Genomic DNA, 16,260 nt, shown 5'->3' with positions numbered 1-16,260 from the left:
CCGAAGGCGTGAAGTCTGCTGAACGTATCCGTGAAGGTTTTGAGGTGGCTATTGTTGGCGCCCCAAATATTGGAAAGTCCACGCTCCTCAACCGTCTTGCTGGGCGCGACGCCGCCATCACTTCCGAGGTTGCTGGAACCACTCGGGATGTGATCGAGGTCCGTATGGAGGTCGGTGGCCTGCCCGTCACATTACTTGATACCGCTGGCCTACGAGAAACAGATGATGCCGTTGAAGCTATTGGCGTAGACCGGGCCAAATTCCGCGCCACCCACGCGGACTTACGAATTTTTCTCGGGCCCGCGAACGGCCTCACCGCAGAGGTTGGTGATATCATCTGCCATCCCAAGGCAGATTTATCCAAGGCCCCAGAGGGCGTTTTCGCCCTGTCCGGTCAGACTGGCGAAGGCGTAGATACGCTTTTGCAGGAAATTGCGAACAGGCTGGGAGCTCGCTTTCCCCAACCACACACAGCCACGCGGGCTCGGCATCGCACCGCATTGATAGCAGCGCGAGATGCTTTGCTTGACGCCCGAATCGAGGTAGAGAACGGGTCCGACCGTGTGGAATTCGCGGCCGAGAATCTCCGCTCGGCGCTTCGCCGGATCGAAGCTCTGACAGGTCGGATAGGTGTTGAAGATTTGCTTGGCGAAATTTTCTCCAGCTTTTGTATCGGAAAATAGAGGATGTTTCACGTGAAACATTTTGACGTCATCATTGTTGGCGGCGGGCACGCCGGGGCCGATGCTGCCCATGCAGCCGCGCGGCTTGGAGCCGAGACGGCACTTGTAACGCTACGTGCCAGTGACTTGGGCGTGATGTCGTGTAACCCTGCGATTGGCGGGCTGGGTAAGGGGCACCTTGTCAGAGAGATTGATGCTTTAGATGGCCTCATGGGTCGGGTGGCAGATGTCGCCGGCATTCAGTTCCGCCTCCTGAACCGCAAAAAAGGCCCTGCTGTCCAAGGACCACGCGCCCAAGCTGATCGGAAGCTCTACCGTGAAGCTATGACGGCAGCGATCTCACGCACCACCAATTTGCAAGTGATCGAAGGCGAAGTTTCTAGCCTCATCATAAAAAATGGCGAGGTAGAGGGAATTACTCTCGGTGATGGTTCCGCAATTTATGCGTCCGCAGTCGTCCTAACAACGGGAACGTTTCTACGTGGGACAATCCATATTGGCGACAAATCTTATCCTGGTGGACGGATGGGTGCTGAACGTTCGCAACAATTGGCAGATCAACTTGCCGCTCTAGATCTTCCGCTGGGCCGCCTCAAAACCGGAACGCCTCCCCGCTTGGATGGCCGCACCATCAACTGGGAAGGCCTTGAGATTCAGTCCGGTGATGATGAGCCCGCCCTGTTTTCGTTTATGTCGACAGCACCCACAGCTCGGCAAGTGCCTTGTGGGATCACCCATACCAATCCCCGCACGCATGAGATCATCAACGCTAACCTCAGCAGGAGCGCCATGTATGGTGGACATATCGAGGGCGTGGGCCCCCGTTATTGCCCTTCCATCGAAGACAAGGTTGTACGCTTCGCCACCAAGCACTCTCATCAGATTTTCCTTGAACCGGAAGGGCTTGATGATCCGACTGTGTACCCTAACGGTATTTCAACGTCCCTACCCGAGGATGTCCAGGAGGCCTATGTGCGCTCGATCGTTGGCCTGGAGAATGTGAAGATCATTCAACCAGGATACGCAATCGAATACGATTACATTGATCCTCGCAGCCTACATGCAAGTCTTGAACTCCGTGACCTCCCCGGGTTGTTTCTGGCGGGCCAGATCAACGGCACGACCGGCTATGAAGAGGCCGCTGCTCAAGGACTGGTTGCCGGCCTTAATGCCGCAGCGCGAGCGCTAGACCGACCGGAAATGATCTTTGCTCGGAGCGAATCCTATATCGGCGTTATGCTCGACGACCTTGTCACCCAGGGGGTTGCTGAACCCTACCGGATGTTTACCAGCCGTGCCGAATTTCGTCTTTCACTTCGCGCCGACAACGCAGACCAGCGTTTGACGCCCCGCGGAATTGAACTGGGATGCGTTGGAGAGGACCGCAAACGCCTATTTGGCGAAAAACTGGAGGCGCTCACCAAGGCTCGCGACGGCTTGGAAGCGGTTACGCTTACCTCCAGACGGCTCGCGGCGGCTGGTTTTCGAGTGAACGCTGATGGCCCCAAACGAAGTGGCTTTGAGGCTCTTTCTTTGCCAGAGGCCTCGTTCGCCAGAGTTCGGGAAGTTGAGCCTTCTCTCGCCAGACCAGCAAAAGGCATTGCGGAGCAGATCGAACGTGATGCCCTGTATTCAACTTACATCGCTCGACAGGAGAAAGACGTTGCGGCGATGCAACGCGACGAACGCGAAACCATTCCCGCGGATTTCGTCTATAGTGAACTCCAGGGACTTTCCAACGAACTGCGCGCGAAATTGATCGCTACGCAACCTGCAACGCTTGGGCAAGCGGCTAGAATTGGCGGTATGACCCCAGCTGCCCTTTCGTTAATCCTCGCTCGACTACGGCGGGATCAAAAACGAAAGGCGTCGTGATGAATGCCGACCGAGAGCGTTTTGCAGCCTTATTCGATGTTTCACGTGAAACATTTGGACGCTTGGACACCTATGCAAGCCTATTGGCGAAGTGGAACGCAAAAATAAACCTAGTCTCGCCAAGCACGTTGCCGCACCTTTGGGAACGGCATTTTGTCGACTCAGCACAAATTCTTAAGCTCGCTCCAAACTCCGGCCAGTGGCTTGATATAGGTAGTGGGGCTGGGTTTCCCGGCATGGTTTGCGCCATTATGGCAGCAGAAACATCACCGGACCTTGCAGTCTCTTTCGTAGAATCAGACCAGAGAAAATGCGCCTTCCTCAAAACTGTACTTCGAGAATTGGGCTTGGTTGCGACTGTGCATTCAGCAAGGATCGAAGCGTTGGAGCCGACTCCAGCAAATATTCTAACCGCTCGCGCCCTTGCACCCTTGCCAGACTTGCTCGCATTTGCCGAGCGGCACCTGGCAGAAGATGGCCTATGCCTATTCCCCAAGGGTGCCAGAGTAGAGGATGAAATCACGAAATCGCTTGAAACGTGGGCTTTCGACGTTACAAAACACCCAAGCGAAACTGACCCCGCCGGTACAATTCTCGCGATAGGAAGCATCACCCGTGTCTGATCCAATTCGCCCCGTGGCCCCGAGAATCATAGCTGTGGCCAACCAAAAGGGTGGCGTTGGCAAAACCACCACGGCAATCAACCTCGGCGCAGCACTAGCCAAACAAGGAAAATCAGTTCTTCTGGTTGATCTGGATCCCCAAGGGAACGCTTCTACTGGCTTGGGTGTGGAATCTGCAGTTCGGCTGAAAACAACCTATGATCTCATTCTGGATGATGCACCGCTCCGCGAGGTCGTTATAGCCACGGCTGTCGAGAACCTGTTACTTGCGCCCTCCACCACCGATCTCAGCTCGGCTGATATCGAGCTGGTGTCTAACGAACGGCGAAGCCATCTACTACATGATGCGTTGCGCCAGCCAGAAATTGATAAATATGGGTTAGACTACATCCTAATTGATTGCCCGCCCTCCCTTAACCTGCTCACCGTTAATGCAATGATCGCGGCAGACTCTGTTCTCGTGCCGCTTCAATCAGAGTTCTATGCTCTTGAAGGCCTTAGCCAGTTGATGCTCACGCTCCGCGAGGTCAGAGAAACGGCAAATCCCGATCTCAGGATCGAAGGTGTTGTGTTGACGATGTATGATAAGCGCAACAACTTGTCCCAGCAGGTTGAGGACGATGCTCGCGAAGCCTTGGGTGATCTGGTTTTCAAAACGCGAATTCCCCGCAATGTCCGCGTGAGTGAAGCGCCAAGTTTCGCGATGCCCGTGATTGATTATGACCCGCATTCCAAAGGCAGCGTCGCGTATCAGGATCTTGCCAACGAGTTGCTTGGGCGGCCTGTGACGGCGTAACAAAGGAGAGCAGGCATGACAGAGAAAAAACGAGGGTTGGGCCGCGGCCTTTCCGCTTTGATGGCGGACGTCGCCCCGCGTGCAGAGGCCCCCGCCCCGCAACCCGAAGCACAAAATGGCGACCGGATGATCCCTATTGAGCGGATTGAACCAAACCCCGACCAGCCCCGCCGTGACTTTGAACTTGAACCGCTCCAGGAACTGGCTGATTCGATCGCGAAGCGCGGTGTAATCCAACCGCTTATTGTTCGAAATAGCGCAACGAAACCAGATACCTATGAGATTGTGGCTGGTGAACGACGGTGGCGTGCATCACAGATGGCCCGGCTCCACGAGGTGCCTGTTCTCATCCGTGATTTCTCGGATGAAGAAGTCCTCGAAGTTGCCATCATCGAGAATGTTCAACGTGAAGACCTCAATCCCGTCGAGGAGGCCCTGGCCTACCGGCAGCTCGTTGACAGTTTCGGCCATACGCAGGAACAACTCGCGAGCGCGCTTGGAAAAAGCCGTAGCCATGTCGCCAATCTTTTGCGCCTGCTTCAATTACCTGAGGATGTGATGCGGTTGCTGCGAGACGGGCGACTTTCATCCGGCCACGCACGGGCATTGATCACTGCGCCCAACGCTTCAGAGCTTGCTCGTGAGATCGTCAAAAAGGGCCTGTCCGTTCGCCAGACCGAGGCGCTGGTAAAAACCGCAGGCACAAGTGGAAAAAGGGCTAAACCCTCCGGGCCGCCGGAAAAGGACGCAGACACGCGTGCTCTTGAAGCTGATCTGGCGGCAAATCTTGGCTTGAAGGTTGCGATTGACCACGCGGCCAACGGTGCTGGCCGCATCTCAATCGCCTATCGCGACCTTGATGACCTCGACGCGCTCTGCCGGGTTCTTTCTGCTACACCTCTGGACGCTTCCAAATAAACAGCAGAACCCCGCCAAGCGTAACCGCTTGGATCAAAAGCAGATTTAAAGGCAGGCTAAGCACCAAAGAAAAGGTAAAAACCGCAACGATAGAGACTGTGGCGGCGATTTTTCCACGTTTCCGAATTGCGCCACTTGTCCGCCAATCCAAAATCATGGGACCGAAGTGGCGATGCGCGAGCAACCAATTATGAAAAGGATTAAATGAGCGGGCAAAGCAGTAGGCGGCGAGCAATATGAACGGGACAGTGGGCAAGAGTGGGAGGATAATTCCGATAATACCCAAGGTTAGGCTCAATCCGCCCGTAACAGCCCAGAATATCCGCATGTCACACCAAAAGCTCCCGGATCACATGGTTCAGTACCATCCGCCCTGTGGAGGTGGTGCTGAGACGGCCATTTTCCTGTGTAATCAGGCCGTTTTCGGCCAGACTACCAACCGCAGCGCCGTTCAGCGCAGGTCCTCCGAAGCTTTGCAACCTTTTCAGGTCGACCCCTTCAGCCACTCTCAACCCCATCATCAGGTACTCAACCGCGCGATCTTGCGGCGATAGAACAACTCTGCGAGCGGCCTCTCCAGTCTCGGCCTCCCTTAGCCATTTTGCTGGAGCAAGGCTTGTTTCGGTCGCCCACTTTTCACCCTGCAGTTGCAGGCGTCCGTGGGCACCTGGGCCAATACCGATGTAATCACCGTACCGCCAATAAATCAGATTGTGCCGGGATACTGCGCCATTTTGTGCATGGTTAGAGACTTCATAGGCGCTAAACCCAGCTGCGCTTGTCATCTCTTGAGTGACTTCATACATGTCCGCAGCCACATCATCATTGGGCAAATCGCGCAATTTGCCCCTTGCATACCTATCACCAAAAGCAGTTCCCTGCTCAATCGTAAGTTGATAGAGCGACAAGTGGTCCCCAGCCAGTTCAAGCGCCTCGTCTAATTCCTCGCGCCACGCCTCAAGGGTCTGGCGTTGGCGCGCATAAATCAGGTCAAATGAAACGCGCTCAAAGTGTTCTTTCGCGAGGGCAACCGCCGCTTTGGCTTCGGCAACACTGTGCATTCGACCCAAGGCGCGCAAATCTTCATTTCTCAACGATTGAACACCAAGGGAAACCCGGTTTACGCCAGCGTCGGCGTATCCAGAAAATTTGCCCGCTTCAGTTGAGGTCGGGTTGGCTTCCAGAGTGATTTCAATGTCATTGGCCCGTGGCCAGAGGCGCCCAATGGTACGTAAAATCGCGTCAACCGTTTCCGGTGGCATCAGGGATGGCGTGCCCCCGCCAAAGTAGATGGATGAAAGCACGCGATCGCCGGTTTCAACAGCGGCCCGCTCAAGTTCGCGAACATAAGCATCGCACCATCGTGGGTGGTCGATTTCGGCCCAGACGTGGGAGTTGAAGTCACAATAGGGGCATTTTGCGGCACAGAACGGCCAATGGAGGTACAGGCCAAAGCCGCCTTCTTGCCAGTCAGCCCGCAAAACAGCCGACCACGAGTTTTTGGAAAGCGTCGTTGCGATGTGTAAGTGGAGCCTTCTCTTCGGGTGTCATCTCACCAAAAGTGAGTTTATGGCCATCCGGTACGAACATCGGGTCAAAACCAAAGCCAAAGTCACCGCGCCTCGGCCATGTAAGTTGGCCTTCCGCTGTGCCGTCAAAGATCTCATCATGCCCGTCGGGCCAGGCAAGGCAAAGCGTGCAGCGAAACCGCGCGGTGCGTGGTCGCTTGGCGCCCAACGCTTCGCATTCCTTCCACACACGGGTCATTGCCATTGCAAAATCCCGCCCTTGAGGTGTTTCGGCCCAATCAGCGGTAAACACGCCGGGCCGCCCATCAAGCGCATCCACCTCAATGCCGCTATCATCAGACAAAGCAGGCAAGCCCGATTTGCTGGCAGCAAAATGTGCCTTGATGCGGGCGTTGCCATGGAAGGTGGATTCTGTCTCTTTCGGCTCCTCAAGGCCAAGGTCGCTGGCGCTCACGCATTCAATGCCAAACGGCTCCAGCAGCGCCGCAATTTCCCGCAACTTTCCCTTGTTGTGGCTGGCGATGACCAGCTTCCCACCTTCCAGCTTTCGCATCACACTAACCCTCAACCGCAGCCTTTTGAGCAGCGACCAGCACAGCGACGCCCTTTTCGGCGAGGTCCATCAGCGTATCCATCTCGCTGCGGGCAAAGGTCGAGCCCTCGGCGCTGGCTTGCACCTCAATCATTTTGCCCTGGCCGGTCATGACAAAGTTACCATCCGTTCCGGCTTCGCTGTCTTCGGCATAATCGAGGTCAAGCACCGGCTGGCCAGCGTAAACGCCACAGCTCACAGCAGCCACATGATCGAGGACCGGGTCAGAGGTCACAAGTCCGGCTTTCATCAACTTGTTGATTGCCAACCGCAAAGCAACCCAGCCGCCGGTGATGGACGCACAGCGCGTGCCGCCATCGGCCTGAATTACATCGCAATCCACCTGAATTTGCCGCTCGCCCAAGGCAACCATGTCAACACCAGCCCGCAGGGACCGGCCGATCAACCGCTGAATTTCCTGCGTACGCCCGGATTGGCCGTTCTTTGCCTCACGGCGCATCCGCGTATGGGTGGCGCGTGGCAGCATCCCGTATTCCGCCGTCACCCAACCCTTGCCGCTATTACGCATAAACGGTGGCACACGCTCGTCCACGGTCGCGGTGCAGATCACATGGGTCTCGCCGCATTTGATCAGGCATGAGCCTTCGGCATAGCGAGTGACGTTGGTTTCAATCACGATCTCACGCAGGGCGTCGGTAGAACGGCCGGATGGGCGCATGGAAAAGCCTCCTGTTGGTTTGCCCTCTCTTGGCCCCAGTGGCTTCAGGACGCAAGCAAGATTGACCTTCCCCCCCCCACCTCCCTATCTAAACCGCATGAGCGATAGTGCAAAATTGCTGGAAGAGATGAATGACCGCTCCCGCGAGGTGTTCCGCAGGGTGGTCGAGAGCTATTTGCAAACCGGGGAGCCAGTGGGCTCACGCGCCCTCACCCGCGTGCTTGAGGAGAAGGTTTCTGCCGCCACAATCCGCAATGTGATGCAGGACCTTGAGCACCTCGGTCTGCTCAATAGCCCGCATATCTCCGCCGGGCGCATCCCCACGCAGTCTGGACTTCGGATGTTTGTCGATGGCCTGCTTGAGGTGCGCGATCTTGGCAATGAGGACCGTGAAAAGATTGACGCGTCCCTTGGCTCAAACTCGCAAGACATTTCCGGCCTTCTCAATCGCGTCGGTTCGGCGCTTTCTGGCACTACGCAGGTCGCCAGCCTAGTTCTGGCGCCCAAACATGAGGCTGAAATCAAGCACATAGAGTTCGTGCAGCTTGGCCCAGATCGTGCGCTCGTTGTTTTGGTGTTTTCTGATGGACACGTTGAAAACCGGGTTTTCACACCGCCAACGGGGCAAACCCCATCATCGCTTCGCGAGGCGGCGAACTTCATCAACTCCTTTGCAGAAGGCCGTTCGCTGACGGAGCTGCGCGGCCTCATCGCCCACGAAATCGGCGCGCGCCGACAAGAAATTGATACTCTCGCCGCACAGCTCGTCGCGGAAGGCACTGCGATATGGGATGCGCCAGGCGAACCACACGAGCGCCTCGTTGTCAGAGGCCGCGCGAATCTTCTTGGGGAAGCCGAACCTGAAGAGCTTGACCGTATCCGCACCTTGTTTGATGACCTCGAACGCAAGCGCGATATTGCCGATTTCCTCGAACTCACCGAAGAGGGCGAGGGCGTGCGCATTTTTATCGGTTCTGAGAACAAGCTTTTTTCACTTTCGGGTTCATCTTTGGTCGTCTCTCCCTATATGAATGCCGACCGGAAGATTATTGGGGCGGTCGGTGTGATCGGTCCCACGCGGCTTAACTATGGCCGAATCGTTCCGATTGTGGATTACACCGCGCAGCTTGTCGGCAAGCTGATCGCGGATCGAGGCAAAGGGTAAAACATGGCAGATCCAAAACAGACGCCCGAAGAGGACCTGATTGACATCGACGCGTTGGCAAATGAGCCCCTTGAGGGTGAAGAAGGTCCCGAGGTGGAGATCGAACTGGATGAAATCGAGATCATCCGCCAAGAGCGCGATGAAATGCGCGACCGGTTCATGCGCGCACTGGCCGATGCTGAAAACGCCCGCAAACGTGGCGAACGTGACAGGCGCGAAGCCGAGCAGTATGGCGGCTCCAAGCTGGCCCGTGATATTCTGCCGGTGTACGATAACCTTAAGCGCGCGCTTGAGGCGGCTGGTGAATCCGAGGGCGAGGCCATGTCGGGCCTACTGGAGGGCGTAAAGCTGACCATGCGCGAGATGCTCAACATTTTTGCCAAGCACGGCATTGAGCCGATCGTGCCCGAAGTGGGAGACACCTTCGATCCGCAGTTGCACCAGGCAATGTTTGAGGCGCCCCTGCCCGATACCAAGCAGGGCACCATCATTCAGGTGATGGCTGAGGGTTTCATGCTGCATGATCGTTTGCTGCGTCCGGCGCAGGTCGGGGTGTCCAGCAATCCGGGCTGAACAACGGGCGCGTTGCGGCGCGCCCTACTCGGCCATCCGCTTCAATTCATAGATCAGATCCAGCGCCTCGCGCGGGGTCAACTCGTCGGGCAATACCGCGCCGAGCTTTTCCTTGAGCAGATTCGCCTTAGCCTTCAAGGGTTTGGGCGGGTCTTTTGGCATGGCGGCGAACAATGGTAAATCGTCGATCAGCTTCGCTTTCTTGCCACCCTCCCGCTCGCCCTTCTCCAACTGCTCCAGCACCATGCGTGCTCGGCTCACAACGGCGTCAGGTAGACCGGCGAGTTTGGCAACCTGCACGCCATAGCTGGCTTCCGCCGCGCCCATTCTCACCTCATGAAGGAAGATGACATCACCTTCCCACTCCTTCACCGTTACGGTCGCATTTTCTGCTCCATCCAACTTGGCTGATAGCGCCGTCATTTCATGGTAATGCGTAGCAAATAGAGCGCGCGTGCGATTCACATCGTGCAAGTGCTCCATCACCGCCCAGGCAATCGACAGTCCGTCGTAGGTAGCTGTCCCCCGACCGATTTCATCCAAGATCACCAGGCTTCGATCATCCGCCTGGTTCAAAATGGCGGCGGTTTCTACCATTTCCACCATAAACGTGGAGCGCCCGCGCGCCAAATCATCCGCCGCACCAACGCGCGAAAACAGGCTCGATACCAGCCCAATATGCGCTTCTTTTGCCGGCACAAAGCTACCGGCTTGGGCCAGCAGCGCCATGATTGCATTCTGCCGCAGGAAGGTGGATTTGCCCGCCATATTCGGACCGGTAAGCAACCAAATGTGCGCCCCCTCTGCCCCATCGGATAGCTCGCAATCGTTTGCCACAAAGGTTTGCCCACCTTCACGGCGCAGGGCCTGTTCAACCACCGGATGCCTGCCGCCAATCACTTCAAAAGCGCGGCCTTCATCAACCTTGGGCCGCACCCAGGTTTCGCCACTGGCAAGGTCCGCCAATCCACTGACTACGTCCAATTCCGAAAGCGCCCGCGCCGCTGCACCTAAGTCAGACGCGGCCTCCAAAATGGCCAGTCTTAAGGTGGAATAGAGCCTTTTTTCGATATCAAGTGACCGTCCCGCGGCGTTCAAAATCCGCGTTTCCAGCTCGCTCAGCTCAACGGTGGTAAAACGTACCGCATTGGCAGTGGTTTGTCGGTGGATGAACCGCTCTGATAGCGGCGCCGACATCATCTTATCGGCGTGGGTCGCCGATGTTTCGATGAAGTATCCCAACACATTGTTGTGCTTGATCTTCAACGCTGAAATTCCCGTTTCCTCGGCATACTCAGCCTGCATCCGCGCGATTACACCGCGCCCCTCGTCACGCAGGGTCCGAGCTTCATCAAGCTCATCGTCATACCCCGAAGCGATAAAGCCACCATCACGTGCCAGCAAAGGCGGTTCCGCAACCAGCGCCTCATCAAGCAAATCAGCCAGCGCATCATGCCCCCGCAGCGCTTCAACTGCCTCGGTTACGAGACTGGGCAAATCACCGGACAGGCTTTTCGCTAGAATTTCACCCTGTGTGAGGCCCGCCCGAATGGCAGCCAGATCACGCGGCCCACCACGGTCAAGCGATAGACGTGACAACGCCCGATCCATATCGGGCACCCGCCGCAACGCGTCGCGCAAAGTGTCACGCAGCTTGTTATCCAGCGCCCATTCAATCGCATCGTGCCGTTTGATGATCTCGCTCAACTGCCGCGAAGGGGATGAAATCCGCCGCTCCAGCAGCCTCGCCCCACCCGCCGTCAAGGTCCGGTCAATCGCGGCAATCAACGAGCCTTCGCGCCCTCCACTCAGGGCGCGCGTCAGCTCAAGGTTTCTCCGGGTGGCTGCATCAATCTGCATCACTCCACCAGAATCTTCCAGCACCGGCGGGCGCAGCAACGGTAGCTGGCCTTTCTGCGTGACCTCAAGATATCCAACAATTGCACCCATGGCCGAAAGCTCGGCGCGCCCAAAGTTGCCAAAAGCCTCCAGTGTTTTGACGCCAAGCGCCTCGCAAAGCCGCGCTTTCCCGGCCTCGCTGTCAAAGCTCTCCGGCGCGGCGTAGCTGACCGCTGCTCCCAAATCAGAGACTATTTCACTATAAACCGGCTCTGCACGGTCACTCAAAAGTACTTCCCTCGGCGCAAGCCGCGCAAGTTGAGGCCCCAGCATTTCAACCGGGCATGCCGTAACCCGGAATGACCCGGTCGAGATATCCACCCAGGCCAGCGCCACTGCGCCGCGCACCTCGGCGAAAGCCGCCAAAAAGTTGTGCTGCCGCGGCTCCAGCAGGCTATCTTCCGTCAGGGTGCCCGGCGTCACCAACCGCACAACCTCGCGCCGCACCACCGCTTTGTAACCACGCTTTTTTGCTTCTTCCGGGCTTTCCATCTGCTCACACACGGCCACGCGAAAGCCTTTGCGGATGAGCGTCAGCAAGTAGCCTTCGCTTGCATGCACCGGCACCCCGCACATTGGTATATCCTCGCCTTCGTGCTTGCCCCGTTTGGTGAGAGCAATGTCCAGCGCCGCCGCCGCATTCACCGCGTCATCAAAAAACATCTCGTAGAAATCACCCATACGATAGAACAGCAGCGCACCCGGATGATCAGCCTTGATCTCCAGATATTGTGCCATCATCGGTGTGACTGTCGAACCGCTCACAAATGCCCCCTGCCTGTTTGGCCGGACCATACCCACGCGCCCTCCGTTGCGAAAGCCCCGGTAGACGACAGCGGCGCTGGGCATTACGAGTGGACCGCCAAGGAGGATCACAGCATGGCCAAGTTTCGCATCACGTCTGAAGAGGCGCTCAGTTTTCACATAGAGCCGCGTCCCGGCAAGCTTGAAATCAACGCAACCGTGCCGATGACCACGCAGCGCGATTTGTCGCTAGCCTATTCCCCCGGTGTCGCCGTGCCGGTTGAGGCCATCGCCGCTGATCCCTCCACCGCTTATGACTATACATCAAAGGGCAATCTCGTGGCGGTCATTTCAAACGGCACGGCGATCCTCGGGCTGGGCAACTTGGGCGCCCTGGCCTCCAAGCCGGTGATGGAAGGCAAGGCCGTGCTCTTCAAACGGTTCGCTGATGTGGATAGCATCGACCTGGAGCTTGATACCGAAGATGCCGATGAGTTTGTCAACGCCGTCAAGTTGATGGGTCCCTCCTTTGGTGGCATCAATCTTGAAGATATCAAAGCTCCGGAATGCTTCATTATTGAGCAGCGTCTCAAAGAACTGATGGATATTCCGGTCTTCCATGATGACCAGCACGGCACAGCCGTTATTTGTGCTGCCGGCCTTATCAACGCGCTGCATATCTCCGGCAAAAAGATCGAAGATTGCCGCATCGTGCTCAACGGTGCCGGCGCCGCCGGGATCGCCTGCCTTGAGTTGATCAAGTCGATGGGGGCCAAGCACGAAAACTGTGTGATGTGTGATACCAAAGGGGTCATCTACCAGGGTCGCACTGAGGGCATGAACCAGTGGAAATCAGCCCACGCCGTCAAAACGGATCTGCGCACGCTTGAAGAAGCGATGGAAGGTGCCGATGTGTTCCTTGGCGTTTCGGCCAAGGGTGCGGTTACGCCTGAGATGGTGCAAGCCATGGCGGAAAACCCGGTCATCTTCGCAATGGCCAACCCCGACCCGGAAATCACCCCCGAAGAAGCCCATGCCGTGCGGGCAGATGCTATCGTTGCCACCGGGCGCTCGGACTATCCTAATCAGGTGAACAACGTCCTTGGCTTTCCTTACCTCTTCCGCGGTGCGCTCGATATTCGCGCCCGCGCGATCAATGATGAGATGAAGATCGCCTGCGCTGAAGCCCTCGCCTCTCTGGCTCGTGAAGACGTGCCCGATGAGGTTGCCATGGCCTATGGGCGAAAGCTGTCATTCGGGCGGGAATATATCATCCCCACCCCGTTTGATCCGCGCCTGATCCATGTGGTGCCGCTCGCCGTTGCCCGCGCAGGGATGGATACCGGCGTCGCTCGCCGCCCCATTGTTGATCTTGATGGCTACGAGGCCAATCTCAAGGCGCGGATGGATCCCACCGCCTCGATCCTCCGTTCCATTCACGCCCGCGCTCGGAACGCACAGGCCCGGATGATCTTTGCCGAGGGGGATGACATCCGTGTGCTTCGCGCCGCCGTCGCCTACCAGCGCCAAGGGTGCGGTAAAGCGCTTGTTGTTGGCCGCACAGATGATGTCCGCGAACGGCTTGAAGAGGCCGGACTTGGCGATGCGGTGCGCGAGTTGGAAGTCGTGAACGCCAAGCAAACCCGCCATCTCGATGAATATAAAGATTTCCTGTATAATCGACTTCAGCGTAAAGGGATTGACAGGCAAGACGTCCACCGTCTCGCTGCGCGTGATCGCCATGTCTTTGGTGCGTTGATGCTGGCCCATGGTCACGGCGATGGTCTGGTGACAGGTGCCACCCGAAAGTCTGCTCACGCGTTGCAGCTCGTTGGCAATGTCTTTGATGTAACGCCTGAATCCGGTGCCGTGGCCGTTACCGCGCTTTTGCATCGTGGCCGGATCGTGCTGATGGGCGATACCCTCGTCCACGAATGGCCGAACGAGGACGATCTCGCCAATATCGCTGAGCGCGGTGCCGCCGTTGCCCGCTCGCTCGGGATTGAGCCGCGCGTGGCTTTCCTGTCCTTCTCCACATTTGGTTACCCGGTCTCCGAACGCGCCGAAAAGATGCACCTCGCCCCCAAGGTGCTGGATTCCCGTGGTGTTGATTTCGAATACGACGGTGAGATGACGGTGGATGTCGCCATGAACATGGATCAAATGGCCTCCTACCCCTTTTGCCGTCTCACCGGCCCAGCCAATGTGTTGGTTGTGCCCGCGCGCCACTCCGCATCAATCTCAACAAAGCTGATGCAGGAAATGGCAGGCGCCACGGTGATCGGCCCCATCCTCACCGGCATCGACAAGCCCATCCAGATCTGCTCAACAACCTCCACCGCCAGCGACATTCTCAACATGGCTGTTCTGGCGGCCTGCAAGATTGGGTGATGAAGGAAGCGTTACGCGGCGACAGGATCACAGGCCGCGTTCTTGCTGATACGTTTGCGAGGATGCCCAGCCAGTTTGTGTTGATTGATACCACCGTCGATGCTGTTGCGCTCGCGCACCCTGACGTGATGAAACACAGGAGCTTGATCCATTGACCCTTTATAACCTCGGATCGATCAACGCGGATTTGTTTTATCACCTCCCGCACCTTCCGCAGCCGGGCGAAACACTGGCCGCATCCGATTTCACGCGTGGACTGGGCGGCAAGGGGGCAAATATGTCGGTAGCGGCAGCGCGTGCGGCGGCGCGGGTCGTCCACATTGGAGCGGTGGGGTCTGATGGTGCCTGGGCGAGCGAGCAGCTTCTGGAATATGGAGTTGATACGCGCCACATTGCAAAGGTCGACGCCGCCACTGGTCACGCGATCATCATGGTCGATGAGGCGGGTGAAAACAGCATCATCCTTCATCCCGGCGCAAACCACGCGATTTCTGAATCGGCGCTCGGTACCGCGCTTTCTGAGGCATCAACCGGCGACACGCTTCTCATGCAAAATGAGACCCTATTACAGCCAAAAGCCGCCAAAATGGCCAAAGATCTTGGCTTGCGCGTCACCTATGCGCCTGCGCCATTTTCCGAAGAAGCCGTGAAGCAACTGGTCGGCCTGATTGATATGATCGTGCTGAATGCCGTTGAACTGGCCCAGCTTAAATCAGCCGGTCTCGGCATTGAGTCGTTGGGCGTTAACACCTTGATCGTCACCCAAGGGGCAGAGGGTGGCGAAGTCTACCGCTGGAGCAATGGTTTCACCGTCGAAGGCTTCTCCGCTCCGAACGTCAAAGCCGTCGACACCACGGGCGCGGGCGACACCTTCACAGGTTACCTGCTCGCCGCGCTCGATCGTGGCCAGCCTTTGATGCAGGCGATCAACCTAGCCACGAAAGCAGCTGCGCTCATGGTTACTCGCCATGGCACAGCCGATGTGATCCCTGATTTGAAAGACGTGCAGGACGCCGGCTTTTAGCCCCCGGCAAAAGGAGCGCCGGGGCCCCAAAGCTGCTTCACCCGCGCATCCCGGCCACAGCCTTCCCGATAAAGCTTGTAAGCTTTGGCCTTGGAGCGTGGACCAAAGCGGGTGAGGATGATGTCATTCTGCTTGTAGTAATCCTGATGATAGGCCTCTGCAGGATAAAAGGCTTTCGCCTGCGTCACTGGTGTCACAATACTCTTGCCAAGCGCTTTGGCCGCTTTGGTGATCTCCGCCTCGGCTGTCAATTTTTCTGCCGCGTCAGTGACAAATATCGCGGTACGGTAGCTGTCACCACGGTCGCAAAATTGCCCGCCCGCATCCGTTGGATCAACACTGCGCAGGAAGAGGGCAATCAACTGCCCATATGTGATCACGTCCGGATCATAGCTGATCTTGACGGCCTCATAATGACCAGTGCCACCGCGTACCACTTGTTTGTAGGTCGGGTTGGTTACGGAGCCGCCGGTAAAACCCGAAACCACTTCGGATACCCCCTTGACCCCTTCAAAGTCCGACTCAACACACCAAAAGCAGCCGCCAGCCACAATGGCGGTTTTGGATGGTGCGGCGTCAGCCGGGGTGCAGTGCATCGCAAGGCCCAGCGCGATCGCCAGAGCCAAAAGCATCGGCTTTCCTTCACGCAATCTCATCAGCATTCCATGCCCTCCATTTGCTCCACCCTCCGCCAAGTCGCGCCCTATGGTCCAATCACTGCCGCGTTATCTCACGCCGTCTTTATCACTGGAAACATTCCAAGCCCGGC

15 protein-coding genes are annotated in these 16,260 nt (G+C 57.2%); 9 read left to right on the top strand and 6 right to left on the bottom strand.

All coding sequences use genetic code 11. The features are described from left to right. The 5 genes from P1U55_RS13405 to P1U55_RS13385 form a co-directional block, all read left to right on the top strand. Positions 1-683 (top strand): GTPase (locus P1U55_RS13405; RefSeq protein WP_301048128.1); only part of this gene is annotated, 683 nt, incomplete at its 5' end. Positions 684-686: 3 nt separating this feature from the next. Further along, entirely contained in the window at positions 687-2,558 is a 1,872-nt protein-coding gene (mnmG, locus tag P1U55_RS13400; RefSeq protein WP_301048127.1) for a tRNA uridine-5-carboxymethylaminomethyl(34) synthesis enzyme MnmG, read from the top strand. After that, positions 2,558-3,181, top strand: coding sequence for a 16S rRNA (guanine(527)-N(7))-methyltransferase RsmG (gene rsmG, locus P1U55_RS13395; RefSeq protein ID WP_301048126.1), 624 nt, complete (start codon positions 2,558-2,560; stop codon positions 3,179-3,181). Before mnmG ends, rsmG begins: the two co-directional genes overlap by 1 nt. Then, positions 3,174-3,977: an AAA family ATPase gene (locus P1U55_RS13390; protein ID WP_301048125.1), complete on the top strand. Its 804-nt coding sequence runs from the start codon at positions 3,174-3,176 to the stop codon at positions 3,975-3,977. The genes rsmG and P1U55_RS13390 overlap by 8 nt, the downstream gene beginning before the upstream one ends. A gap of 15 nt (positions 3,978-3,992) precedes the next feature. After that, positions 3,993-4,895 carry a ParB/RepB/Spo0J family partition protein gene (locus tag P1U55_RS13385; RefSeq protein ID WP_301048124.1) on the top strand — a complete coding sequence of 301 codons (903 nt, stop codon included), beginning with the start codon at positions 3,993-3,995 and terminating at the stop codon, positions 4,893-4,895. Here the strand turns inward: P1U55_RS13385 and P1U55_RS13380 are convergent. Genes P1U55_RS13380 through rph form a run of 4 tightly spaced genes read right to left on the bottom strand, consistent with a single transcriptional unit; the run spans position 4,870 to position 7,695 of the window. Beyond that, positions 4,870-5,181, bottom strand: a complete 312-nt coding sequence (locus tag P1U55_RS13380) for a YbaN family protein (protein ID WP_366943058.1) — start codon at positions 5,179-5,181, stop codon at positions 4,870-4,872. The two genes, P1U55_RS13385 and P1U55_RS13380, sit on opposite strands and share 26 nt — an antisense overlap. A gap of 43 nt (positions 5,182-5,224) precedes the next feature. Beyond that, the gene (gene hemW / locus P1U55_RS13375; protein WP_301048122.1) at positions 5,225-6,376 is read right to left on the bottom strand and encodes a radical SAM family heme chaperone HemW; all 1,152 of its coding nucleotides are present in this window, start codon (positions 6,374-6,376) and stop codon (positions 5,225-5,227) included. Beyond that, positions 6,366-6,977 carry an RdgB/HAM1 family non-canonical purine NTP pyrophosphatase gene (rdgB, locus tag P1U55_RS13370; RefSeq protein WP_301048121.1) on the bottom strand — a complete coding sequence of 204 codons (612 nt, stop codon included), beginning with the start codon at positions 6,975-6,977 and terminating at the stop codon, positions 6,366-6,368. The genes hemW and rdgB overlap by 11 nt, the downstream gene beginning before the upstream one ends. Positions 6,978-6,981: 4 nt before the next feature. Next, positions 6,982-7,695 (bottom strand): ribonuclease PH, encoded by a 714-nt coding sequence (rph, locus tag P1U55_RS13365; RefSeq protein WP_301048120.1) that lies wholly within the window; start codon positions 7,693-7,695, stop codon positions 6,982-6,984. Between the two features lie 97 nt (positions 7,696-7,792). On the opposite strand from rph, the gene hrcA reads away from it, so the two are divergent. Both hrcA and P1U55_RS13355 read left to right on the top strand, forming a co-directional pair. Continuing rightward, positions 7,793-8,860: a heat-inducible transcriptional repressor HrcA gene (gene hrcA, locus P1U55_RS13360; RefSeq protein WP_301048129.1), complete on the top strand. Its 1,068-nt coding sequence runs from the start codon at positions 7,793-7,795 to the stop codon at positions 8,858-8,860. A gap of 3 nt (positions 8,861-8,863) precedes the next feature. Beyond that, entirely contained in the window at positions 8,864-9,433 is a 570-nt protein-coding gene (locus P1U55_RS13355; protein WP_301048119.1) for a nucleotide exchange factor GrpE, read from the top strand. 24 nt (positions 9,434-9,457) lie between these two features. On the opposite strand, the gene mutS is transcribed toward P1U55_RS13355, so the two are convergent. Next, a complete protein-coding gene (gene mutS / locus P1U55_RS13350; protein ID WP_301048118.1) occupies positions 9,458-12,097 on the bottom strand; it encodes a DNA mismatch repair protein MutS in 2,640 nt (879 codons plus the stop codon). 114 nt (positions 12,098-12,211) lie between these two features. Here mutS and P1U55_RS13345 point away from each other — a divergent pair, with 114 nt between their 5' ends. Both P1U55_RS13345 and P1U55_RS13340 read left to right on the top strand, forming a co-directional pair. Then, positions 12,212-14,467 carry an NADP-dependent malic enzyme gene (locus P1U55_RS13345; protein WP_301048117.1) on the top strand — a complete coding sequence of 752 codons (2,256 nt, stop codon included), beginning with the start codon at positions 12,212-12,214 and terminating at the stop codon, positions 14,465-14,467. A gap of 151 nt (positions 14,468-14,618) precedes the next feature. Beyond that, positions 14,619-15,491, top strand: a complete 873-nt coding sequence (locus tag P1U55_RS13340) for a ribokinase (RefSeq protein ID WP_301048116.1) — start codon at positions 14,619-14,621, stop codon at positions 15,489-15,491. On the opposite strand, the gene msrA is transcribed toward P1U55_RS13340, so the two are convergent. Beyond that, positions 15,488-16,153, bottom strand: a complete 666-nt coding sequence (gene msrA / locus P1U55_RS13335) for a peptide-methionine (S)-S-oxide reductase MsrA (RefSeq protein WP_301048115.1) — start codon at positions 16,151-16,153, stop codon at positions 15,488-15,490. The genes P1U55_RS13340 and msrA overlap by 4 nt on opposite strands. Between the last annotated feature and the right edge of the window lie 107 nt (positions 16,154-16,260).

The organism is Vannielia sp., assembly GCF_029212645.1.
Lineage (GTDB): Bacteria > Pseudomonadota > Alphaproteobacteria > Rhodobacterales > Rhodobacteraceae > Vannielia.
This window is presented reverse-complemented; position numbering and strand designations above follow the sequence as displayed.